Genomic DNA, 23282 nt, shown 5'->3' on the forward strand with positions numbered 1-23282 from the left:
CTGCCCGACGGGACGTTCTCGCTCGTCTTCGGCGCCGGCAACGACATCGGCCAGCAGCTCGTCGCCGACCCCAACGTCGCCGCGGTCGGGTTCACCGGCTCCCGCGCCGGCGGTCTCATGCTCGTCGCCATCGCGCAACGGCGCCGGATACCGATCCCGGTGTACGCCGAAATGTCCAGCGTCAACCCCGTCTTCCTGCTGCCCGACCGGCTGTCCACCGCCGCCACGCCGACCGCCGCCGGCTTCGCCGCATCCCTCACCAGCGGCGCCGGGCAGTTCTGCACGAACCCGGGGCTGCTCCTCGCCGTCGACGGCGCCGGCCTCGACGAGTTCCGCACCGCGCTCGGCGAGGCGCTGGCCGGTCTGCCCGGGGAGACGATGCTGACGGCCGGCATCGCCGCGGCGTACCGCGACGGCGTGCACCGCCGCGCAGCGGCGCCGGGCGTCCGGTGGCTCGCTGGCAACGCCGACGGTGTCGCGCCGGTCGTCTTCGAGACGACCGGCAAGACCTTCGCCGCGGACCGGACCGGGAAACTGCACGACGAGATCTTCGGCGCCGCTTCCCTGCTCGTCGTATGCACCGACCCCGACGAACTCCTGAATGCCGCGGACGTGCTCGACGGGCAGCTGACCGCCACGCTGCAGGCGACCCCGGCGGACGCGGCGCTGGCCCGCCGGCTGCTACCGGTCCTGGAGCGCAAGGCCGGCCGAATCATCTACAACGGCTGGCCGACCGGCGTGGCGGTCAACCCGGCGATGGTCCATGGCGGCCCGTTCCCGGCCACGGCCGACGGACGGTCCACCTCGGTCGGCACCATGGCCATCGAACGCTTCCTGCGCCCGGTGGCCTACCAGAACCTGCCGCAGTCGCTGCTGGACGTTGTCACCGCGACCAGCGAACCGCGCGACGTCGAATGATCGCCTCCGGCGGTCGCGTCCGGATGCGCCCGTTGCCGCCTCGGCGCCGCAGGGGTTCAGCCGCGACGGCGGCAGTCGCGGTGGCTGGCGTGGCCCGCCTACCAATCGGCCGGTGGGCGGAAGCCGCGCTTGCGGTAGCCGTGCGGGTCGATCCGCTCACGGATCAGGCGGACCTGCTCGGCCGTCGGCGGCGTGGTGGTCGCGACCCGAGGCGGGAGGACCGGCGCGAACCCGGTGGCCGACAGCACGTCGTCGACGCTGATGCCTGGGTGCACCGACATCAGGCGCATGCGCTGCGAGTCCGGTGCGAAGTCGAAGACCGCCAGGTTCGTCACGACGAGGGCCGGCCCGCCGCGCAGGCCGAGGCGGGCCCGCTCGCCGTGCCCGCCGAGATAGCCGGCGCCGGAGCGGAAGTCGACCCGCTCGACCAGTGTCCGCGGGCTGTGGTCGGTGACCCAGTAGATGAGCTGCTTGTCCAGCGCGCCCATGTCGCCCAGCCCGGCGGTGCCCGGCAGCCGCACCCGCGGGTGGTCGAACGCGCCGATGACGGAGTTGTTGGCGTTGCCGTACGCGTCGAGCTGGGCCGCGCCGACGCAGAACTTGCGCAGGAACCGGTCGCTGGCCACGTAGTCCCAGAACTCGGCGTAGTGCTCGAGGTACATGACGGCGTCGCGCCACAGCGGGGCCTCGAAGCTGGAGGCGGTGAGCTCCGGGTCGAGCGGGTCCACACCGGACGATCCGGCGATCCAGACCAGGTCGGGGGCGTGGGTCAGCCGGGCCAGCTGGATCGCGCACACCGGCAGGACGGACGACAGGCCGTTGCAGACCTGGTCGTCGTCGTCGAAGCACGCGGCCAGCGTCGCGATCATCAGCTCGTCGACGGAATAGTGGGTCACCGCTCGCCGACCAGTGCCAGATACTCCTGCTGGGTCGCCGGGCTGCGCACGTAGCGGTCCACGAAGGCCCGGCACGCGTCGTCGTCGGCCGCGGCCTCGACCCACGCGGCGAAGAACCCGGCGTCGTAGTCGTACACCGGGAACAGCGACGTCGGATGCGCGCCGAACGGCGCCTCCACCACGGCATCGACGGCGAACCCGGGCAGGATCGTGCGGTCCGGCGCCCGCCGCAGCTCGGCCGAGCCGACGATCCGCTCGACCGACACGATGACCCGCCGCGATGCCCGGGGCATCGTCGTCAAGGTGGGCAGGCGTACCCCCGGATCGATCCCGATGTTGCCGGCGCGATCGGCGCGATGGGCATGCAGCACGGCGACGTCCGGCCGCAGCGCGCGGCAGGCGACGACGGGCGGCCCGCCGAACGGATCCGGGATGACCTTCAGCGCGTCGTTGCCGACGTCGAGCAGGTCGGTGCCGATCAGCCCGCGCGTCGGCAGGAACGGCAGTCCCCGGCTGGCGGCGCCGAGCCGGGCGTACAGCGCGGTCTCCGACAGCTCCTCGACGGCGATGGCACCGGTCTCGACACCGCGCCGGAACCGCTGGCACAGCCCGAAGTGCTCCATCGTGACGGCGGCGAACGTGCACCGGGCCAGCGCTCCGGCGGCGGCGAGCCAGTCGACCGGCAGCCCGCCGCTGAGGCAGACCAGCGACAGGTCGCGGCGGCCGGCGCGGATGATCTCGCGCACGAGCGTCATCGGCGCGCACTGGGTCGGGCCCGCCTGCAGGCCGACGACGTCGCCGTCGGCGATGAGCGCGACCGCCTGCTCGGCCGAGACGACCTTGTCGCGCACCTATCCGGTCCTGTACTGCCGGACGCCGTCGTCCTCGGTGCGCCGCAGTCGGCCGGTGCCGGCCAGGACGTCGAGGTGCGCGGCGGTCTCGGTGACGGCCAGGCAGCGGCTGAGCACGTCGAGGTCGTCGAAGGCGCGGCCGCGGCGGGTCCACCGCAGCCGCTGCGCGACCTCCAGCGCGGTGGCCGCACCCGCGGTGACGGCGGCGGCGGTCTGGTCCAGCCGGGTGTCGTGGTGGGCGACGAGCTCGTCGACGCGCGCGTGCACGCTGGGTCCCGGGTGGCCGTGTGCCGGCAGCATGGTGCGGTCGGGCAGGTCGCGGACGAGCCGCAGCGAGTCGAGGTAGTCGCGCAGCGGCGACACGGCCGGGCTGGGCTCGAAGCCGATCGACGGGGTGATGTGCGGCAGGACGTGGTCGCCGCAGAACATCACGTCGCGGGCGGCGTCGACGAACACGACGTGGCCGCGGGTGTGCCCCGGGGTGGGGTACGCCTGCCAGGTGGCGGTGTCGAGCGCGATGGCCGACGGCGCGTCGATCCACTCGTCGGGGAACGCCCAGTCGGCCGGGTCGTGCTCGACGGGCACGTCGGCGACGACCTCCTTGGCGAGCGCGGCGGCGCCGCCGAGGCGCAGCTGCGCGCACAGGGCGGCCCAGGGCTCGGTGACGATTGCCTGCGCGGCGCACAGCGTGCCCTCCTCGGCCAGGCCGAGGCCGACCCGCAGCCGCGGGTGCCGCTCCCGCAGCCGGACGGCGAGGTTGTAGTGGTCGCGGTGGGCGTGGGTGACGAGGATCCGGCTGATCCGGTCCTCGTCGGCGTCGAGGGCCCGCAGGGCCTGCCGCAGCCGGGCCTGCGCCTCCGGCAGCGCCCAGCCGGAGTCGACGAGGACGATCGCGTCGCCGTCGCGGACCGCGTAGACGTTGACCGCGCGCAGGCCGTCCTCCGGCATCGGCAGCGGGATGCGGTACAGCCCGGCGCCGAGCTCGTACACGCCGGGCTCGGTCCAGTCGCGCCCGGGATCGTCGGGGCGGAGCGGCAGCGGTCCCCCGTCGCGGTCAGCGGCCACGGAACACGGCCGGTCGCTTGGCGGCGAACGCCGCGAACGCCTCGGCGACGTCCTCGGTCGCGGTGTTGACCGCGGACGCGGCCGCCTCGGCGTCGAGGGCGTCGTCGAACGTCGAGGTGAAGGAGGCGTCGAGGAGCCGCTTGGTGAGGGCCATCGCGATCGGCGGTCCGTCGGCGAGGCGGCGGGCGAGCGCGCTGGCCGTGCCGAGCAGGTCGTCGGGCGCGGTCACCTCCCACACCAGACCGAGGTCGCGGGCCTGCTCGGCGGTGATCGTGTCGCCGAGCAGGGCGAGCCGCTTGGCGGCCTGCAGGCCGACCAGGCGGGGCAGCAGCCAGCTGCTGCCGAAGTCGGGCGACAGGCCGCGCTTGACGAAGACCTGGCAGAAGGTCGCGGCGGGCGAGGCGACGACGAGGTCGCAGCCGAGGGCGAGGCTCATCCCGGCGCCGACCGCGGGCCCGCCGACGGCGGCGATGGTCGGTTGCGGCAGCCGGTGCAGCGCGCGGGCCGCGTCGTTGATCCGGTCCATGAGGCGGACCACGGACTCCTCCGGCACGCCGGCCGAGAGGTCCGCGCCGGCGCAGAACGCGCCGCCGGCGCCGGTGATGAGCACGGCGCGGTCGGCCGGCGTCCGGGCGATCTCGCCGAGCACCCGGCCGAGTTCGGCGAACCCGTCGACGGTGAGGGCGTTGCGTCGCTCGGGACGGTCGAGGGTCAGCCGGACCACGCCGCTGTCGCGTTCCACGACGATGCTCACGCGGGCTGCCCTTCGTCGACGGTCAGTTCGCCGCCGGCCAGGGCGGGGGCGTTGTCGCGCTCGTCCACGGTGGACGCGAAGAGCAGCCGGCCGTCCTCGCGCCAGACCGACGTGCGCAGCGTCTCGCCGGGGTACACGACGCCGGCGAAGCGCGCCTCGATCGCCCGGACCCGCTCGACGCGGCCGTCGAGCACGGCGTCGACGATCGCCCGGCAGGCGATGCCGTACGTGCAGAGCCCGTGCAGGATCGGCCGCGGGAAGCCGGCGGTCTCGGCGACCGCGGGATCGGCGTGCAGCGGGTTGCGGTCGCCCAGCAGGCGATACCACAGGGCCTGTTGCGGCAGCGTCGGGGTGACGATCGTGTGGTCGGGCGCGCGCTGCGGCGGATCCGGCGGGCCGGCCGGGCCGCGGTGACCGCCGAAGCCGCCCTCACCGCGGGCGAACATCCGCATGCTGGAGGTCCACAATGGAACACCGTCGATGCCGGTCGCCTCGGTGTCGACGACGACCACCGCCGCCGATCCCTTGTCGTAGAGGTCGGCGACCCGGGTGCGGACCGCGGCCTTGCCGTCCCGCGGGATCGGGTTGTGCAGCTCGACCCGCTGGCTGCCGTGCAGGATCTTGCGCAGGTCGACCTCGACGCCGGGGTACGCCACCCGCGGCGGCTGGGTCGCACGCAGCATCGGCGCGACGACGGCGAACGTCGGCACGACGACCGAGCCGGACTCGGTCGCGTAGCGCAGCTCGGCCGGGTCGACCGGGTCGGCGCCGGCGCCGAGCGCCAGGTGGTAGAGCAGCACGTCGGACGCGTCCCACCCGATCTCCTCGACCGTCGGGGGCGCCGCCAGGGCTACGCCGGGATCGATCGGCATCCGGTCCTCCTTCTCGTTGGCTTACAGTTCGGCCGGGCGCGCGGCGGCCAGCTCGGCGTTGGTGGCGTCGCGGACCACGAAGCGGCGGACCTTGCCCGACGCCGTCATCGGCAGCCCGTCGACGAACCGCCAGACCTCCGGGAGCTTGAAGCGGGCCACCTTGTCCCGCAGGTACTCGGTGAGTTCCGGCCCGGTCACGGCGCTGCCGGGGGCGCGGACCACGACGCCGGCGACGCGTTCGCCGAGCCGCTCGTCGTCGATGCCGACCAGGACCGCCGAGGCGATCCCCGGGTGCGCGGCGAGGCACTCCTCCACCTCGGCGGGGTACACGTTCTCGCCGCCGCGGATGATGACGTCGCGGACCCGGCCCTGGAACGTGACGTTGCCGAACTCGTCCATCGACGCCAGGTCGCCGGTGCGCAGGTAGCCGTCGGCCGGCAGGACCTCGGCGGTCTGCTCGGGCATGCCCCAGTACCCGCGCATCACGTACGGCGAGCGGGTCCGGATCTCGCCGACGGTCCCGATCGGCACGGCCTCGCCGGTGGCCGGATCGACGATGCGGACCTCGACGCCGGCGACGGGCCGCCCAACGGTGCCCGCGATCGTCGCCGCGTCGTCGTCGATCTCGGTCGAGGTGATGGCCGGGCACTCGGACTGCGCGTAGGTGTTGATGACCGGCGCGCCGAGCGTCCGGCGGATCCGCTCGACCAGGTGCTGGGTCACCGTGGCCCCGCCGACCGCGACCGAGCGCAGGCCGGCCGTGGCGGCCCGGTCGCCGAGGTGGTCGAGGGCGTCGATCACCATCGTCGGGACGCCGCCGATCCGGTTGACCACGCCGTGGTCGAGCAGTCGCATCGTCTCGGCCGGCACGTACTTCTCGACGACGACGAACGCGCCGGCGTCGACCAGGCCGCCGAGGATGACGAAGCAGGAGCCGCCGATGTGGTGGTACGGCACGGGATTGAGCCAGGTGTCGGCCGGGCCGATGACGTCGCGGCGGTTGCGTTCGCGGGCGGCGTTGAGCACGGCCTGGTGGGTGAGGACGGCGCCCTTCGAGCGGCCGGTGGTGCCGGAGGTGAACTGGATGAGGAACGGGTCGCCGGTGGCGACCTCGGGCAGTTCGCCGGGTTCGGCACCGGCCGCCCAGTCGCGCACGCCGGCGAGGTCGAGGACGATGCCGTCGCCGCACACGCCGGCCGCCCGGGACGCGAGGCTGTCGCCGGTCGGGCCGGTCCCGGCGAACACCAGCGCCGGTGTGGTCAGCCGGTTGGCGTGGTCGACCTCGGCGTCGGTCCAGGCTGTGTTGAACGGGGTGAGGATCAGCCCGGCCAGCGCGCAGCCGTACTCGAGCACGACCCACTCGACGCTGTTGCGCGACCAGACGGCGACCCGCTCTCCGGGTGCGGCCCGGCCGGCCAGCGCGCGGGCGACCGTGCCGGCCGCGGCGGCGAGCTCGGCGTAGGTGAGCTTGGCCAGGCCGCCGTCCGCGGGCCACCACAGTGCCGGACGGTCGCCGTACCGGTCCGCCTGCCGGGCCAGCAGCCCCGGCACCGAGTCGGTCAGCAGCTCGTCACCGCCCTGGGCGGTCCACTCCGACCGCGGCCCGATCCGCCGCCCTGACCCGATCGTGGTTCCTGTCGACATGGCCTGCTCCACGGTGAGCGCTGTTACCAACCGGCCGGTTGATAATTCCTGCATCGTCGCCCAACCGGTCCCGGTTGCGCAACGCCTCGCGTGCTCGTCCCGGCGGTCAGCCCGGCGGGAGCTGCACCGCCTGCGCCGGCACGGTCCACGACGTGGTGTCCAGGATGTCCGGCAGATGCGCGGCAATGTCCTCGACGGTCGCCTCGGGGTTTTCGTACCCGGCCGTCTCGATGATGAGGTTCCGGGCGTATCGTCCCGCAGCGGCGAACAGGATCTCGCCGGTAAGGGTGCACGACTCGTGGCAGAGGTAGGCGACCATCGGCGCGACGCGGTCCGGCGACATCCGCTCGTGCAGGTGCTCGGGCAGCATCGCGGACGTCATGGCCGTCGCGGCGCCCGGGGAGATGAGGTTGACCCGGATGCCGTACCGGGCGCCCTCGACGGCGAGCGTGCGCCCGAGCCCGACCAGCCCGGCTTTGGCCGCGGAGTAGTTGGCCTGACCCAGGTTGCCCCACAACCCGGCGACCGACGTGGTCATGACGACCCGGCCGTACTGGCGCTCCCGCAGCACGCCCCACGCCGCGCGGGTCAGGCCGATGGTGCCGTGCAGGTGGACGTCCAGGACGTCCTTGATCTCCTGGTCCGACATCTTGCCGAACGAGCGGTCCCGGACGATCCCGGCGTTGTTGACGACGATGTCGACCCGGCCGAACGCCTGCATCGCGGTGTCCACGACCGCCGGCCCGGCCGACGGTTCGGCGATGGACCCGTCGTGGGCGACCGCCGATCCGCCCAGCTCGGCGATCTCCGCGGCGACGGAGGCGGCTGGGGTACGGCCGGCGTCGTCCTTGCGGTCGATGTCGTTGACGACCACGTGCGCGCCCCGCGACGCCAGCAGCAGCGCGTAGGCCCGCCCGAGTCCGCCTCCCGCGCCGGTGACGATCGCCGCCCGGTCGTCGAAGCGCAGCTGATGCGGCGGCTGGTTCGGGGGCTGATTGGTCAAGACGTTCTCCCTCGCGCAATCGTGGTAGGAAACCGGCTCAGCCTCGGCGGCTGCGGGGCAGCCCGAGCCGGCGTTCGGCGATGACGCCGCGCAGAACCTCGCTGGTGCCACCGTAGAGCGTCGAGATCTGGGCTTCGCGGTACAGGTGCTGCAGCTCGGCCGCGGGTTCGCCCGGACCGGCCAGCAGCCCGTCGGGTCCGGCCGCGTCCAGCAGCGCGCCCGAGCCGGCCAGCAGCGCCTCGGTGCCGTACACCTTGGCCATCGCGCCCTCCACGGCACCGGCCTGGGCCGAGGAGCGCAGCCAGGTGGCCTGCGAGCCGAGCAGGCGGGCGACCTCGGTGGCGGCGGCGACCCGCCCGAGCCGCCGCAGCAGCCGGGCGTCGCCGGTGCGCCGCGCCGCGTGCGCCCACGTGACCGTCGCGTGCACCAGGCGGCGCAGCTGGGCGGCGAACTCGCCGCCGCGCTCGAACGCGAGGGCGAGGCTGACGATCGGCCAGCCCTGGCCGACATCGCCGATGCGGGCGTCGTCGCCGACGTGCACGCCGGAGTAGAAGGTGAGGTTGGTTCGCTCGCCGCTCAGCGTGTGCACGGGCGTCAGGGAGAACCCTTCCGCCGACGTCGGCACCAGGAACATGGTCAGGCCGGCGTGCTTGGGTGCCTGCGGGTCGGTGCGCGCCAGCAGGAAGACGTAGTCGGCCTCGTGGGCGTGGGTGGTGAAGTTCTTCTGCCCGTCGATGCGCCAGCCGTCGCCGTCGCGCACGGCGCGGGTGCGCGCCGAGGCGAGGTCGGATCCGGCGTCGGGCTCGGTGTAGCCGAGGCTCAGCAGCAGCCGGCCTTCCCGCACGGGGCCGAGGATCCGTTCCTTCTGCTCCGGCGTGCCGACCCGGCGGACGGTCTCGGCGATGATGAGTGTCACCGCCATGCCCTCGACGGGTGCGCCGGCCGCGGCGAGCTCCTCGTAGAGGATGTCGAGGTCCGCCCGGTCGCGGCCCTGCCCGCCGTCCTCGGCCGGCCACCCCGCGCCGATCCAGCCCCGCCGGGCGACCGCGCGGTGGAACTCCCAGTCGTGGTAGGTGCCGGACGCGGCCACCCGCGCGCGGACCGCGTCGGTCAGGTGCTCGCGCAGGAACGCCTGCACCTCGGCGCGGAATGTCTCGGCCCGCTCGTCCAGTGCGAAGTCCATCAGTGCGCTCCCGCCGCCATCGTCGCTGCCCCGATCTCTTCCCAGAGCAGATCCGGGTCGCCGGCGCTCAGGCGGGTCGCCTTGGCCCGGCGCAGGTACAGCTGCGCGTCGTACTCCATCGTGAACCCGTATCCGCCGTGCACGTGCAGGCACAGTTCGGCGGCGCGGACGGCGGTCTCGGCGGCGTGCGCGAACGCGACCGCCGCCGCGCCCGCCCACGACTGCAGCCCGTGGTCGTGGCGCCAGGCGGCTTCCCGCGCGACGAGCCGGGCGCCGTCGGCGGCCATCGCAACGTCGGCGAGGGGTTGCTGGAGCGCCTGGAACGAGCCGATGGGGGCGCCGAACTGGTGGCGCCCGGTCGCGTACCGCACGGCGATGTCGAGCGCCTCGGCGGCCAGCCCGGCGCACCCGGCGGCGGTGCCGAGCCGCCAGCGGTCACGGGCGCGCCGCCACAGCTCGTGGGCCTCCACCCCGGCGGCGAGGACGTGCCGGTCGAGGCCGGGCCCGCGCAGCGGGCGGTCGGCGACGGCCTGGAACCCGAGGTCGCGACCGCCCGCGGCACCCGGACCGCTCGGGCCGTGCACGAGGACGAGCTCGTCGCCGTCGAGGGCGACGACGCCTTCGGCCACCGAGCCGGCCGGGACCCGGCGGGCGACGCCCTGCTGGGCCGGGCGCGGCGCGAGGACGGTGACCCGTTCGCCGTCGACGGCCGCGGCGACGAGGCCGGCCGGGGCGCCGGCGTCGGCGAGCAGCCGGGCGGCGACCGCGGCCTCGATCAGGGGCACGCAGGCGAGCCGGCGTCCGGCCGCCTCGGCGATCAGCGCCAGCTCGACGAAGCCGCCGCCGCTGCCACCCGCGGCGGCCGGGACGGCGATGCCGATCGCGCCCATGCCGGCGAGCGTCTTCCACAGCGCCGGGTCGAACCCGGTGTCCTCCGCGGCGCGGACCCGCTCGCTCGACGAGTCGCGGGTGAAGACGCGCGCGAACGCCTCGGCGACGTCACGCTCGTCGGGCGTCAGCTCCAGGTCCATCGGGCCTCCTTCGGGGACTCCGTTATAACCAACTGGTCGGTTGGTTGGCAAGTGAGCGCCGCTGTTTACCGTCCCGGAACGAAACCGACCCACCGGCCGGTTAAACTCGGATCGGCCCGGAGTACAAAGGGTTGGCACAACACAGTCGGAGGTCATCAGTGCGGACACGAGTGCGGCATGCCTAGGCCGTCCCGCCGGGACGAGGTCCGCGCGACGGCGGCCCGGATCTTCCGCGAGCAGGGCTACCTCGCCGCGACGATGGACCTGATCGCCGACGAGGTCGGGCTCAACAAGGGCACGCTGTATCACTACTACCCCTCCAAGAGCGCGATCCTCAACGAGCTGCTCTCCGAGCAGGTCGACGCGACGCTGGAGCTGCTCGCCCGGGTGCCGCTGACCGGCAGCGGGCTGGACCGGATGCGGTTCTTCGTCCGGGAGCAGGTCGCCCTGGTGGCGACCAAGCACGACGAGCTGGTCGTGTTCTTCCAGGAGGTGCCGTGGATCGACCAGCGGCTGCCGGAGGAGCAGGCCCGGTCGATCCGCCAGCGGATCTACCGCTACGAGGAGTTCGTGAAGTCGCTGCTGGCCGAGGGCACCCGCACCGGGGAGCTCCGGCCCCTGTCGCCCTCGACGATCCTCTACTCCATCATCGGGCTGCTGGCCTACCTGCCGAGTTGGTACCGTCGCCCGGCGACCACCGGCACCGACGCCCGGCTCGTCGACGAGGTGACCGAGTTCGTCATCAACGGCATCCGTGCCGTCGAGCCGCCCGCCGCCGCGAGCGCGGCACCGGCCGGCTCCGGCAAAGCCTCCGCCCCGTCGGCCCCGCGTCGCCAGCGCGTCAGCGGCTGAGCCACCCCTCCCGCCGCTTGACGCACGCCAGACGGCGCCCATACGTTTAACCAACCGATTGGTTGGTTGACTATGGCGAGGGGGCAGGACGTGCGGGATGCCGTGATCGTCGAGGCAGTTCGGACACCGGTGGGCAAGCGCAACGGCGGCCTCTCCGGAGTACACCCGGTCGATCTCTCGGCCCATGTGCTCGATGCGCTGGCCGAGCGCAGCGGGATCGACCCCGCGCTCGTGGACGACGTCGTCTGGGGCTGCGTCGACCAGGTCGGCGAGCAGGCGTTCGACATCGCCCGCACCGCCGTGCTGGCGGCCGGCTGGCCGGACACGGTGACCGGCGTGACGATCGACCGTCAGTGCGGCTCCAGCCAGCAGTCGGTGCACTTCGCCGCGGCCGGGCTGATCGCCGGACACTACGACGTCGTGGTCGCCGGCGGTGTGGAGTCGATGTCACGGGTACCGATGGGCAGCGCCTCCGGCGACGCCGACCCGAACGGCTCGCGCTTCGCCGCGCGCTACGGCGGGGTGGCGCCGAACCAGGGCGTCGGCGCGGAGATGATCGCCGAGCGGTGGGGGTTCTCCCGCACCCGGTGTGACGAGTTCGCGCTCGCCAGCCACGAGCGCGCGGCCGCGGCACAGGACGAGGGGCGCTTCGACGCGCAGATCGCACCGGTCACGCTTCCCGACGGCACTGTCGTCGGCCGCGACGAGGGCATCCGCCGCGGCGGCACCGTCGAGGGGCTGGCCCAGCTGCGCACCGCGTTCCGGCCCGACGGCGTCATCACCGCCGGCAACTCGTCGCAGATCTCCGACGGCTCGGCCGCGCTGCTGCTGACCACCAGCGAGCGGGCGCGCGAGCTCGGGCTGACGCCGATTGCCCGGGTACACACGGCGGTGCTGGCCGGCAGCGATCCGGTCGTCATGCTGACCGCGCCGATCCCGGCCACCCGCAAGGCACTGGAACGCTCCGGGCTGCGGCCGCAGGACATCGGCGCGTTCGAGGTCAACGAGGCGTTCGCGCCGGTGCCGCTGGCGTGGCTGGCCGACATCGGGGCGGACGCCAAGGCCCTCAACCCCAATGGCGGCGCGATCGCGCTCGGGCACCCGCTCGGCGGCTCCGGCGCCCGGCTGATGACCACGCTGGTGCACCACATGCGCGACCAGGGCATCCGGTACGGGCTGCAGACGATGTGCGAGGGCGGCGGGCAGGCCAACGCCACCATCCTCGAGCTGCTGTGACGCCCTCGCCGGAGCCGGCGCACGACCGGGTACCGCTCGCACCGTTCTGGCGGCAGTGGAGCGACCGCGCGGTGGCCCGCGCCCCGGCGGGCTGGACGGGACTGATCGACGAGCTGCGCGACCTGCAGGACGCGGCCGCCGCGAGCGCGCCGCCGGCGGAGACAGTGGCGCGGGCCACCGCACTGCTGGCCGACGCCCGTCGGCTGCTCGCCGCGCACACCGTCGCCGACGACGAGCAGCTCTACGGCAAGCTCCTGCGCCTGCCCGGCCGCGGCCAGACGCTCAGCCCGCCGCTGCGGCTGCTCTCCTGGACCGCCACCGAGATCGTCGGCGAGGTCACCTTCGGGCGGTTCCACTCCGGCAGTAACGACGCCGTGCACGGCGGCGCGGTCGCCCTGCTCTTCGACGAGGCGCTCGGTCGCCTGTCCGACCTCGACGACCGGCCACCGTCGCGGACCGTCTCGCTGCGGGTGGAGTTCCGCAGCCTGACACCGGTCGGGCGGCCGCTGACGGTCCGCGCACGGCTGCTCGGGCAGGACGGCCGCAAGCGCCGGCTGGCCGGGGTTCTGCGCGACGGTGAGCGGCTGTGCGCCGAGGCCGACGGCCTGTTCCTGGCCCTCCGGCCGGGCCAGCGGTAAGCCCCACATCGGTTGACGAACCATGGCGCGGGTGGTTTTATACCAACCAGATGGTTGGTTATCCTTCAGTGAATGGGAGAACGACATGAAGGACTGGCCCTACACGGTGTTCCCGACGGGCTGGTACCAGGTCGGGTACTCCTCCGAGTTGCAGCCCGGGGACGTTCGGCCCGCGATGTACTTCGACCAGCATCTCGTGATGTTCCGCACCGAGACCGGAGAGGTCTCCCTGCTCGACGCGTACTGCCAGCACCTCGGGGCACACCTCGGCTACGGCGGCACGGTCAAGGGCGAGTGCATCGAATGCCCGTTCCACGGCTGGCTGTGGCAGGCGGACGGCGAGCTCGCCGAGATCCCGTACGCGCCCGGTGAGCGCCGGCGGGTGAAGATCGCACGGTGGGTCACCCGCGAGGTCAACGGCCTGATCCTGGTCTGGTACGACGCGTTCGGCCGCGAGCCGTTCTGGGAGTGGCCGGGGATCCCCGAGTTCGCCGACGTCGAGCACAACTACCCGATCGTCCACGACCACGTCGGCATCCGGAAGATCATCCCGCAGTCGCCGGTGGAGAACACCCCCGACTACTACCACTTCATGTGGGTGCACGGCGCCGGCCAGCCGGGCAAACCGTTGCTGTGGAAGGAAGACCAGCACTACCTGCACACCCGGGTCGGCTTCTGGTACGGCCACGGCAAGAAGGCGACCTGGATGACGCCGAACGGCCCGGTCTTCGGCGAGATCGAGACCGAGGCGTGGGGGCTCGGCCTGTCCAACGCGCGCTTCGTGCTCGACGGCTTCATCACCAACCAGCTCACGGCCGCCACCCCGGTCGACGCCGAGCACTCCCAGCTGTTCGAGACCATCACCGTCAACCGCCAGCCCGACGGCGGCCCCGAGCCCACCGGCCGCGCTGCGCGGATGATCGAGTTCCAGAAGGGCCAGATCCGGCGCGACTTCGCGATCTGGGAGAACCAGCGCTACGTGGAGCACCCGCCGTTCGCCGGCGGCGAGGAGGAGCACTACGCGCGGTTCCGCCGGTGGTCGCGCCAGTTCTACTCCGACAAGCCCTACACCGCGAGCACCGAGGTCGCCGCCGCGAGCTGAGCGGCCCACGAGGAAAGGCCAGGCCCGGTGGGCCTGGCCTTTCGCTGTACCTCGATCCGGTCAGTACGGATCGGGCAGGTCACCGGCGGGCGCCGACGGCTCGCGGGGCGAGTCCGCCCGCGTCGTGCGTTCGACCAGCCCCAGGCCCGTGGTGCCGGACCGGACGAAGACGAACGGGGCGGCGCTCCACCACACCCAGCCGGCGCCGTCCGGCGCCGGCTCGACGAACGTCACGTGCTGCAGCGTGTCGCGGATCTCGCCGGTCACCAGCCGGGGCGTGCGGCCACCCAGCGCGCAGCTCAGGCGGTACACCGGAACCCGGGCCTGACCCCGGACCGCGAGCTCCGCCACGGGCACCCGGCGGACCTCGGTGTTGACCATGACGGCGCCGGCGAGGCCGGCGGCGAACGTCGCCGAGCGGTCCTGGAAAACGGCCCGCGCCCGCTGCGCCACGGGCCCCGCCGGCGCCGTGCTCAGCCAGCCGGCGCCCTCGACGCGGTAGACCACGCTGCCGACGGCGATCGAGCCCGAGCCGCGCAGGGCGGTCACCCGCTCCGGGCGGTCGTCGGCCAGCGCCAGGTCGACGGCGGCCGGCTCCAGCGCCACGGCGATGCTCAGCGGCACCCACCGCGCGGCGACCGGCTCGCCCGGCACGATGTGGGCCGGCGCGGTGAACAGCGCCGCCATCGCCGACACCCGCACCGCGTCCGGGCGCACGTGGGCGCCGGCGGCCCAGAACGTCTCCCCCGTCGGCAGGAAGACCAGCACCCGCGCCGCCGCGTCCCCGCCGCTCACGCAGACCACAGCGCCGGTGTCGGCGCACATGAACACCAGCTCACCGCCGGTCACAACGACTCACCTCCGTCGATACCTACCGTCTCCCCCGTGACGAACCCGGAGTCCTCACCGCACAGGTGGGCCACCAGCGCCGCGAACTCGCCGACCTCGCCGGCCCGGCGGGCCGGCACCCGGCGCAGCAGGTGCTGCAGGGCCGCCTCGTTCTCGAACTGCGCCCGGGTCATCGCCGTCTCGAAATGTCCGGCGGCGACGGCGTTGACGGTGATCCCGTACGGTGCCCATTCCCGCGCCAGGGACCGGGTCAGCTGGACCAGCGCGCCCTTCGCGGTGTCGTACACGCTGCAGTACGGCATGCTCCGCCGGACCACGTTGGACACCACGTTGACGACCCGGCCGTAGCCCCGGGCCAGCAGGTCGGGGCCGAACGCGCGCAGCATCCGCGCGGCACCCCCGACGTGGACGGCCATGACGGCGTCCCACTCGTCGTCGCTCACCGGCCGGTCGAACCCCGGATGGGCGTGCTCCTTGCCCGGCAGCGGGACGAACGGCCGGTACAGCAGCGTTCCGGCGTTGTTGACGACGATGTCGACCCGGCCGAAGCGGTCCAGGATCCGTTCCCGGGCCAGCTCGACGTCCGCCGTGGACGTGACGTCCACGGGCAGGCCGAGCGCGTGAACGCCGGCCGCCCGCAGCTCGCCGGCGACCGCGTCGATCTCGCCGGTCGAGCGGGCCAGGACCGCGACGTCGGCGCCCTCGGCGGCGAGGCGCAGTGCGGCGGCGCGACCCAGGCCGCGACCTCCCCCGGTGACGACCGCGACGCGTCCGCGCGCGATCACCGGACTACCACGTCGATGCACCGGCCGACCGTCCGGCCGGTCACCACAGGCTGCCCTCGCGCCGGACGACCAGCGCGTGGTGGATCTCGCGCAGCCGGTTGGCGCGCTTGCCGCCGCGCAGCTGCATCGCCTTGGCCCGCAGGAAGTGGTGGTGCAGGACGTGCTCGGTGGTGGTGCCGACGCCGCCGTGGATCTGGGCCGCGGTGAGGACGATCTCGACGTAGGACCGGCCGGCGGCGAACAGCGCCACCGCGGCGATCGCAGACTCCTCGGCGCCGGGCTGGGCGCGTGTCAGGGCGTCGTTGCAGGTCAGCCGGGCCGCGTCCCGCGCGATCATCATTCTCCCCAGATGATGGCGGACCGCCTGGAAGGCGCCGATCGGCTGGCCGAACTGCACCCGCTCGGTGGCGTACTGCACGCTGCGCTCCAGCACCGCCTCGCACCCGCCGACCATCGCGCTGGCCCGCAGCAGGTTCGCCCGGGCGAGCGCGTAGCCGGCCGTGCGGGCGTCGATGCCATCGAGCGCCACGTCGTCCGCCGCGAGCGTGAGGCCGTCGAGGTCGACCCGGGCGACGCGCTCGTTGTCGATGCTGGGCACCGCCTCGGCCCGCTCGCGCAGGTCGGCGCCGCGCAGCAACGCGCACAGCCAGTCGTCGCCGCCGGCCACCGGCAGCAGGAGCACGACGTCGACGCTGCGCTCCAGCCACTCGACCGTGACGGCGGGGCCGGCGAGCCGGTATGCGCCGGCGCCGGTCGCCTCGGCACGCACCGGGCTGTCGGCTGGCGCCACGAGGGTGGCGGGCGATCCCGCGGCAATCCGGCTGAGGACGTCGTCGAAGACGCCGTGGCCGAGCGTGGCGAGCACGGTACCCGCGCGCATGGTCGACAGCAACGGCGACGCGAGGGCCGCCCGCCCGGTCTCACGCGCGACGATGCCGGCCTCGGCCAGCGTGCCGCCGGCCCCGCCGACCCGCTCGGGCAGGTCGATGCCGGTCCAGCCCAGCTCGCACATCTGTTGCCAGCGCCGGGTCTCGTAGCCGTCGGGCGACGCTTGCTGGGCGTTGAGGTAGGTGTTGTCGACGAAGTCGGCGAAGTAGGCGCGGGCCGTCTTGGCCAGCAGCGCCTCGTCGTCGGTCAGGTCTGTGTCGATCATCGTGGCATCCCCAGACCGCGCGTCGCGATAATATCCAGCTGGATCTCATTGGTGCCGCCGCCGAACCGCCACACCGGCGACGAGCGCAGGCCGTGCTCCAGATGTCCGTGTGCCGGGGCGTACGGCGAACCGGTGGCGATCGCGCCGTCCTCGCCGATCAGGTCCAGGCCGGTGTCGCAGATGCGCTGCCGCAGCTCGCCCCACCAGATCTTGTTCACCGAAGCCTCGGCGTGCGGGACCCGGCCCTCGGCGAGCATCCGCGCCCCCCGCTGGGCGAACAGCCGGCAGATCTCCACGTCCACCGCGTGCTCGCCGGCGACCGCCTGCAGCTCGTGCGCCTCGGCGCTGTCACCCTCCAGCAGGCCCGCCGCGGCGGCCCAGTCTGTCAGCTGGCGCAGCTCCCAGCGGGGCTCGTTGTGGTAGAACATCCGCTCGAAGTTCAGGGCCGTGACGAGCGCCGACCAGCCGTCGTTCTCGGCGCCGACACGCGAACGGACCGGGATCCGGACGTTGTCGAGGAACAGGGCATTGGTCCGCTCGCCGCCCTGGGTGATGATCGGCGTGATCGTGATGCCGGGGGTGTCCATCGGGGTGATGAAGATGCTCACCCCGCGATGGCGGTCCTCCGGCGTCCCCGTGCGAACGGCGAGCCAGAGATGGGTCGCCACCGAGGCGCCGGTGGTCCAGATCTTCTGCCCGTTGACGACGTACTCGTCGCCGTCGCGCACGGCCCGGGTGCGCAGCGACGCGAGGTCGCTGCCCGCGTCCGGTTCGCTGTAGCCGATGGCGAACTCCAGCTCGCCGGCCCGGATCCGCGGCAGGAACTCGGCCTTCTGCTCGTCGGTGCCCACGATCATGAGCGTCGGCCCGATGGCGTTGAGCGTCAGCAGGCCGTTGGGCAGGCGGCGGCTGTAGAGCTCCTCGGCCAGCAGCCAGCTCTCGATCGCGGTGCGGCCCTGCCCGCCGTACTCCCGCGGCCACGACACGCCGAGCCAGCCGTCGGCGCCGAGCCGGCGCAGGAACCGCCGCCCGTGCTCGCGCGGCTGCATCGGGTCCTCGATGTTCTCGATCCGGGTCGCCGCTACGAGCTGCGGATCCAGACCGTCGAGATACGTCCGCAGCTCGGTCAGGAACTGCAACTGCTCATCGCCCAACACGGTCTTCACGAACCGACAGTATGTGCGCCGCGGGGCGTAGTCAACCGATTGGTGGGGAATCCCCGGCGGCCCGCGTCAGCCACGGCGACGCAGGACGCGCTGGGCCAGGTCGTCCATCGCGGCGCGGGTCTCCGGGTGGTCGAAGAGCGTGACCTGGGCGGTGTACTCGGCGCGCAGCTGCGCCTCGAGCTCGGCCGCGGCCGAGCGGCGCAGCAGGCGTTTGGTCAGCCGGGCGCCGAGCGGCGGACCGGACGCGATCCGCCCGGCCAGCCCCATCGCCCGCTCCAGCAGTTCCTCGTCCGGGACCACGTCGGACACGAGCCGGAGCTCGCGCGCCTCGGCGGCGTCGACCAACCGGCCGGTCAGCATCAGCTCGGCCGCGGCGGCGAAGCCGACCACGCGCGGCAGCAGGTGGCTGATGCCGAGCTCGGGCGCGAGGCCGGCGGCCGCGAAGCCGGTGCCCAGCCGGGCCGTCGACGCGGCCAGCCGGATGTCGTGCAGCAGCGCGATGCCGAACCCGCCGCCGACCGCCGCGCCGTTCACCGCGGCGATCGTCGGCTTCTCCAGCGCCCACATCCGCAGCGCCCAGCGGCCGGCGTTGCCCAGCTCCTCGGCCGGTACGTCGGCCGGTGACCGCGCCGGCAGGCCCTTCTCGCCGCCGATGAGGTCGCTGACCAGCAGCTCCCGGGCCGGGAGATGGCGGACCCGGTCGAAGTCCGCCACGTCCGCGCCGACGCAGAACGCGGCGCCGACGCCGGTCGTGACGACGACCCGGACGGTGTCGTCGCGGCCGGCCTCGTCGAAGGCGGCGGCAAGGTCGCGCAGCACGGTGCCGCCGATGGCGTTGTGCCGCTGCGGCCGGTTGAGCCGCACGAGCAGGACCCCGTCGTGCCGTTCGACCAGCACGTCGCCGCCGGTCACTGAGCGGCCGCCGCGGTCGGGCGGGCGGTGCGGCGGGCGACGAGGCCCTGGCTCGGCAGGTCCCACGTGCCCGGCGGTACCCCCTCGTCCCGCAGCACGTGCTTCATCACCCGGCCCAGCGCGTTGGTGGGCAACCCGGCGCGGATGTCGACGTAGCGCGGGACGGCGAAGTAGGGCACCCGCTCCTCGACGAACGCGAAGAACTCCGCCGCGGTCAGCGACGCGCCCGCGGCCAGCACGACGCACGCCTTGATGTCATCGTCGCCGAGCTTCGACGGCAGGCCGCACACCGCGACGTCGGCGACCGCCGGGTGCTGGCGGATCACGTTCTCCAGGGCCAGCGACGAGACGTTCTCGCCGCGCCGGCGCAGCACGTCCTTCTTGCGGTCGACGAACGTGATGATGCCGTCGGCGTCCATCCGGCCGAAGTCGCCGGTGTGGTGCCACAGGTCCCTCCACGCCTCGACGGTGCTCTCCGGCTTGTTCCAGTAGCCGCTGTACATCGCGTTGGGCACCGTCGGGCGCACGCAGATCTCACCGGATTCGCCCGTCGGCACCTCGTTGCCGTCGTCGTCGACGATCCTGGCCTCCAGCAGCGGCGAGACCTGGCCGGACGACGAGCGCTTGCGGACGCCGTAGGGGTCGCTGTTGGTCACCGGCACGCACTCGGTCTGCCCGTAGCCCTCGGACATGACCGGGGTGGCGAACCGCGTCTCGAACTCCCGCTGGCGCTCCTCGGGCAGCGGTACCCAGGAGGCCAGCCGGAACGGGTGAGCGCCGTCGTCCTGCGCGGGCGGCTGCTCCAGGATCATGTTGGCCATGACACCGACGCCGACGAGCATCGTGGCGTCCATCTCCGCCGCCTCCCGCATGAAGCTCGACGCGTGGAACTCCGGCGCGATGCCGATCGAAGCGCCGTTGACCAGCGCGCTCATGAACGCCACCATCTGGCCGCTGGTGTGGAACATCGGGAACCCGGTGTACATCCGGTCGCCGGGCACGACCCAGTTGCGCATCCCGTACGCCCGGCCGACCGCGACGAAGTAGCCGGTGCTGAGCATGCAGCCCTTCGCCGCCGCCGTCGTGCCCGAGGTGTACATGATGGTGAACAGGTCCGCCGGGCGCGCCGACGGCTCGAACTTCGAGCGTTCGGTCAGCAGGTCCGCATAGGCGACGCCGCCCGGTTCGACGGCGTCGACGTGCACGCGTTCGACGACGCCCGTGCGGTCGAGCAGCGGCGCGGCCGCCGCATAGCCGGGACCGTCGGCGACGAGGACCTTCGCGCCGCAGTCGATCAGCTGGTACTCCAAGAAGTCGCCCTTCAGGAAGTAGTTCAGCGGGACCTGCACGGCGCCCAGCTTGGCCACGGCGAGCAGCAGTTCCACGGTCTCGATGCGGTTGGGCAGCAGCGTGGCGATGTGGTCACCGCGCCGCACGCCGAGCCGGGCCAGGCCGGTGGCCAACCGGTCGGTGCGCTCGTCAAGCTCGGCGAAGGTGAGCCAGCCGGCGCCGCAGGCGACGAACGGCCGGTCGGGATCGGCGGCCAGCCGCTCGCGGAACACACCGTCCACGGTGGTCGCGGTAGTTCTCGGGCTCGTCACGGTGGGTCCCTTCCTCGGCGCCGGGGTCACGCGATGTCGCCCGCGGCGCGCAGCTTCTCGATGTCCTCCGCGGCGAAGCCCCATTCGGCCAGCACCTCGCCCGTGTGCTGGCCGGGCGAGGGCACGGGGCCGGCGATCCGGGCCGGGGTCCGGCTGAACCGCGGCGCCGGGGCCGGCTGGACCAGCCCGTCGTGGGCCACGAACGTCTCGCGGACCGCGTTGTGCGGGTGCTCCGGTGCCTCCCAGGGCGACAGCACCGGCGCGAAGCACGCCTCGGCCGCCTCCAGCGCGGCCGACCACTCGTCGCGGGTCCGCGTGCGGAACACCGCGGCGAACCGGGCCCGCAGCGCCGGCCAGCCGTCCGGCCCGGGCTGCGTGCGAGGCAGGTCGTCGAGGCCGAGGGCGTCGAGCAGGTTGCGGTAGAAGTGCGGTTCGAGCGCGCCGACCGAGATCCACTTGCCGTCGGCCGTCTCGTACGTGTCGTAGTAGGGCGCGCCGGTGTCGAGCATGTTCCGGCCGCGCTCCTCGCCCCACAGGCCCATCGCCCGCATGCCGTAGAGGAAACTGTTGAGCAGGGCCGCGCCGTCGACCATCGCGGCGTCCACGACCTGCCCGCGGCCGGACGACGCCCGCTCGGCCAGCGCGGCGCAGATGCCGACCGTCAGCAGCATGCCGCCGCCGCCGAAGTCGCCGACGTAGGTCAGCGGAGCCACCGGGGCCTCGCCGTCCCGGCCGATCGACCACAGCGAGCCGGACAACGCGAGGTAGTTGATGTCGTGCCCGGCGTACGGCGCGTAGGGGCCGGCCTGTCCCCACCCGGTGATCCGGCCGTAGACGAGGCGCGGGTTGCGGGCCAGGCACACGTCCGGGCCGATCCCGAGCCGTTCGGTGACACCGGGACGGAAGCCCTCGATGAGCACGTCGGCGCGCTCGACCAGGCGCAGCAGCGCGTCGATGCCCCCGGGCGTCTTCAGGTCGATGCCCACCGACCGGCGGCCGCGGGCGAGCACGTCGGGCGGCGGCGGGCCGGCTGCGGCCCGGACCGAGGCGGTGCGCTCCACCCGGACCACGTCGGCGCCGTAGTCGCCGAGCAGCATGGCGCAGAACGGCCCCGGGCCCATTCCCTGCAGTTCGAGGACCTTGATCCCAGCCAGCGGTCCGGTCACGGGTCGGGTCATCGGCGGGCGCTCCGCTCGATGACGAGGCCGAGCGCCTGGAAGTCCACGGTCTGCGGGGAGTCCCACCCGTCGCGCAGCCGGTGCTTGAGCACCCGGGCGACCGCGTTCTTCGGCAGCTCGCCGAGGAACTCGACGTACCGCGGCACCGCGTAGTACGGCAGGTGCTGGCGGAAGTACTCGAACAGCTCGGCCGGGCCCAGCTCCGCCCCGGTGTGGAGCACGACGCACGCCTTGATCTCGTCCTCGCGCACCCCGGCGGGCACCGCGTGCACGGCGACCTCGGCGATCGCCGGGTGCTTGAGGATGGCCTGCTCGAGCTCGACCGACGAGACGTTCTCGCCCCGGCGCCGCAGCGCGTCCTTCTTGCGGTCGACGAAGTACAGCGCGCCGTCGGTGTCGAAGAACCCGAGGTCCCCGGTGTGGTGCCACAGGTTCTTCCACGCCTCCAGCGTGGCCTGCTCCTTGCGCCAGTAGCCGGCGTACATGGAGTACGGCTCCATCGGCCGCACCACGACCTCGCCGGTCGCCCCCTGCGGCAGCACCCGGTCGGCGTCGTCGACCACCTGCACGTCGAGCCATGGCAGCGCGCGCCCGGCGCCGGTGCGGTCGCCGTCGCCGGCCGACCGGCCGTCGCCCATCGTCGCGGGCAGCACCTCGGTCTGGCCGTACCCCTCGCCGATCGCATGGATGCCGAAGCGCTCCTGCAGCCGGCGACGGACCGGTGGGGCGAGCGGGATGAAGATGGCCCGCTCGATGCGGTGGTCGGTGTCGCCGGGCTGCTCCGGGGTGGCCAGCAGCGCGGCGGCCATCGCGCCGACGCCGAAGAACTGGGTGGCGCCGAGCTCGCGGGCCCGGCGGATGAGCGTCGAGGCACTGTAGACCGGATCGAAGGCGACCCGGCAGTTGGCTACGACGGCGTCCATGAGGGCGCTGATCGCGAACCCGTGGTACAGCGGCAGCGGGCACAGCGACGTGTCGTCGGCGGTGAACCAGCCGTGCATCATGTGCGCCTTCGGCATGTGCATCAGATAGCCGTTGTTGATCATGCAGCCCTTGGGCATGCCGGTCGTCCCCGAGGTGTACAGCACGCAGACCAGGTCGTCGGGCGTCGGGTCCGGCCACGCGCGGACCGGGTCGGCGAAGAGGTCCTCAAACGCCAGCGCACCCGAGGCGGGCGCGTCGAGCGCGACCAGCGCCGTGCCCGCCAGGTCCGGCGCGCCGAGCAGCTCGGCGAACAGCGGCAGGGCCGCCCCGTCGGCGACGACCACCTTCGGGTCGGCGTCAGCGAGCTGGTACCGCAGGAACTCGCCCTTGAGGTAGACGTTGAGCGGCACCTGGATCGCACCGAGCGCGGCACAGGCGAAGAACAGCTCGACCGCCTCGTCGCGGTTCGGCATCATCGACGCGACCCGGTCGCCCGGGCGCACGCCGATCCCGTGCAGGCCCGCGGCGAGGCGCAGCGCCCGGTCGTGCACGGCACCGACGGTTCGCCAGTCCCCGCCGCACGCGGCGAGGTGGCGCTCCGGGTCACCTTCGAGCCGAGCCGTCAGGTGCCCGAAGACCGTTGCCGGGTCATCGTTGGACACGTTGAAC

The 23282-nt window shown here is 73.5% G+C and carries 22 protein-coding genes; 5 read left to right on the forward strand and 17 right to left on the reverse strand.

The genetic code is table 11. The features are described from left to right. Positions 1-918, forward strand: a 918-nt coding sequence (locus tag IEZ31_RS45035) for an aldehyde dehydrogenase family protein (protein ID WP_190256297.1), incomplete at its 5' end; no start/stop codon positions are given. A 98-nt stretch (positions 919-1016) separates the two neighbouring features. Here IEZ31_RS45035 and IEZ31_RS45040 read toward each other — a convergent pair. The 9 genes from IEZ31_RS45040 to IEZ31_RS45080 all read right to left on the reverse strand — a co-directional run bounded on the left by IEZ31_RS45040 (position 1017) and on the right by IEZ31_RS45080 (position 10217). Continuing rightward, on the reverse strand, positions 1017-1814 hold the full coding sequence (locus IEZ31_RS45040) for a CoA-transferase subunit beta (protein WP_190256298.1): 798 nt from the start codon (positions 1812-1814) through the stop codon (positions 1017-1019). Then, positions 1811-2665 carry a CoA transferase subunit A gene (locus IEZ31_RS45045; RefSeq protein WP_190256299.1) on the reverse strand — a complete coding sequence of 285 codons (855 nt, stop codon included), beginning with the start codon at positions 2663-2665 and terminating at the stop codon, positions 1811-1813. The genes IEZ31_RS45040 and IEZ31_RS45045 overlap by 4 nt, the downstream gene beginning before the upstream one ends. Continuing rightward, positions 2666-3730, reverse strand: coding sequence for an MBL fold metallo-hydrolase (locus IEZ31_RS45050; protein WP_229836832.1), 1065 nt, complete (start codon positions 3728-3730; stop codon positions 2666-2668). Further along, the gene (locus tag IEZ31_RS45055; RefSeq protein ID WP_190256300.1) at positions 3720-4484 is read right to left on the reverse strand and encodes an enoyl-CoA hydratase/isomerase family protein; all 765 of its coding nucleotides are present in this window, start codon (positions 4482-4484) and stop codon (positions 3720-3722) included. Before IEZ31_RS45055 ends, IEZ31_RS45050 begins: the two co-directional genes overlap by 11 nt. Then, positions 4481-5356, reverse strand: coding sequence for an enoyl-CoA hydratase ChsH3 (gene chsH3 / locus IEZ31_RS45060; RefSeq protein ID WP_190256301.1), 876 nt, complete (start codon positions 5354-5356; stop codon positions 4481-4483). Before chsH3 ends, IEZ31_RS45055 begins: the two co-directional genes overlap by 4 nt. A gap of 21 nt (positions 5357-5377) precedes the next feature. After that, on the reverse strand, positions 5378-7000 hold the full coding sequence (locus IEZ31_RS45065; RefSeq protein ID WP_190256302.1) for a class I adenylate-forming enzyme family protein: 1623 nt from the start codon (positions 6998-7000) through the stop codon (positions 5378-5380). 106 nt (positions 7001-7106) lie between these two features. Further along, the gene (locus IEZ31_RS45070; protein ID WP_229836834.1) at positions 7107-8003 is read right to left on the reverse strand and encodes an SDR family NAD(P)-dependent oxidoreductase; all 897 of its coding nucleotides are present in this window, start codon (positions 8001-8003) and stop codon (positions 7107-7109) included. A gap of 37 nt (positions 8004-8040) precedes the next feature. After that, positions 8041-9186: an acyl-CoA dehydrogenase family protein gene (locus IEZ31_RS45075; protein WP_190256303.1), complete on the reverse strand. Its 1146-nt coding sequence runs from the start codon at positions 9184-9186 to the stop codon at positions 8041-8043. Next, on the reverse strand, positions 9186-10217 hold the full coding sequence (locus IEZ31_RS45080; protein WP_190256304.1) for an acyl-CoA dehydrogenase family protein: 1032 nt from the start codon (positions 10215-10217) through the stop codon (positions 9186-9188). The genes IEZ31_RS45075 and IEZ31_RS45080 overlap by 1 nt, the downstream gene beginning before the upstream one ends. A gap of 177 nt (positions 10218-10394) precedes the next feature. Between IEZ31_RS45080 and IEZ31_RS45085 the strand changes: the two genes are divergently transcribed. The 4 genes from IEZ31_RS45085 to IEZ31_RS45100 all read left to right on the forward strand — a co-directional run bounded on the left by IEZ31_RS45085 (position 10395) and on the right by IEZ31_RS45100 (position 14045). Continuing rightward, a complete protein-coding gene (locus tag IEZ31_RS45085; protein WP_190256305.1) occupies positions 10395-11069 on the forward strand; it encodes a TetR/AcrR family transcriptional regulator in 675 nt (224 codons plus the stop codon). A 90-nt stretch (positions 11070-11159) separates the two neighbouring features. Then, positions 11160-12305, forward strand: coding sequence for a thiolase family protein (locus IEZ31_RS45090; protein WP_190256306.1), 1146 nt, complete (start codon positions 11160-11162; stop codon positions 12303-12305). Then, positions 12302-12943 carry a PaaI family thioesterase gene (locus IEZ31_RS45095; protein ID WP_190256307.1) on the forward strand — a complete coding sequence of 214 codons (642 nt, stop codon included), beginning with the start codon at positions 12302-12304 and terminating at the stop codon, positions 12941-12943. The genes IEZ31_RS45090 and IEZ31_RS45095 overlap by 4 nt, the downstream gene beginning before the upstream one ends. An 85-nt stretch (positions 12944-13028) precedes the next feature. Beyond that, a complete protein-coding gene (locus IEZ31_RS45100) occupies positions 13029-14045 on the forward strand; it encodes an aromatic ring-hydroxylating oxygenase subunit alpha (RefSeq protein ID WP_190256308.1) in 1017 nt (338 codons plus the stop codon). A 60-nt stretch (positions 14046-14105) separates the two neighbouring features. Here IEZ31_RS45100 and IEZ31_RS45105 read toward each other — a convergent pair whose 3' ends face one another. The 8 genes from IEZ31_RS45105 to IEZ31_RS45140 form a co-directional block, all read right to left on the reverse strand. Next, positions 14106-14894 (reverse strand): hypothetical protein, encoded by a 789-nt coding sequence (locus tag IEZ31_RS45105; protein WP_190256309.1) that lies wholly within the window; start codon positions 14892-14894, stop codon positions 14106-14108. Then, complete coding sequence (locus IEZ31_RS45110) at positions 14891-15679, reverse strand: SDR family NAD(P)-dependent oxidoreductase (RefSeq protein WP_190256310.1); 789 nt, start codon at positions 15677-15679, stop codon at positions 14891-14893. The genes IEZ31_RS45105 and IEZ31_RS45110 overlap by 4 nt, the downstream gene beginning before the upstream one ends. Before the next feature lie 40 nt (positions 15680-15719). Beyond that, entirely contained in the window at positions 15720-16832 is a 1113-nt protein-coding gene (locus tag IEZ31_RS45115) for an acyl-CoA dehydrogenase family protein (RefSeq protein WP_190256311.1), read from the reverse strand. Further along, the gene (locus IEZ31_RS45120) at positions 16829-17998 is read right to left on the reverse strand and encodes an acyl-CoA dehydrogenase family protein (protein ID WP_190256312.1); all 1170 of its coding nucleotides are present in this window, start codon (positions 17996-17998) and stop codon (positions 16829-16831) included. Before IEZ31_RS45120 ends, IEZ31_RS45115 begins: the two co-directional genes overlap by 4 nt. A 66-nt stretch (positions 17999-18064) precedes the next feature. Next, complete coding sequence (locus IEZ31_RS45125; RefSeq protein WP_229836836.1) at positions 18065-18910, reverse strand: enoyl-CoA hydratase/isomerase family protein; 846 nt, start codon at positions 18908-18910, stop codon at positions 18065-18067. Then, positions 18907-20481 (reverse strand): AMP-binding protein, encoded by a 1575-nt coding sequence (locus IEZ31_RS45130; protein ID WP_229836839.1) that lies wholly within the window; start codon positions 20479-20481, stop codon positions 18907-18909. The genes IEZ31_RS45125 and IEZ31_RS45130 overlap by 4 nt, the downstream gene beginning before the upstream one ends. 56 nt (positions 20482-20537) lie before the next feature. Further along, positions 20538-21689: a CaiB/BaiF CoA transferase family protein gene (locus tag IEZ31_RS45135; protein ID WP_190256315.1), complete on the reverse strand. Its 1152-nt coding sequence runs from the start codon at positions 21687-21689 to the stop codon at positions 20538-20540. Continuing rightward, positions 21686-23275: an AMP-binding protein gene (locus tag IEZ31_RS45140; RefSeq protein ID WP_190256316.1), complete on the reverse strand. Its 1590-nt coding sequence runs from the start codon at positions 23273-23275 to the stop codon at positions 21686-21688. The genes IEZ31_RS45135 and IEZ31_RS45140 overlap by 4 nt, the downstream gene beginning before the upstream one ends. Positions 23276-23282: the final 7 nt, after the last annotated feature.

It is taken from the genome of Dactylosporangium sucinum (assembly GCF_014647515.1).
GTDB classification, from domain to species: Bacteria; Actinomycetota; Actinomycetes; order Mycobacteriales; family Micromonosporaceae; genus Dactylosporangium; species Dactylosporangium sucinum.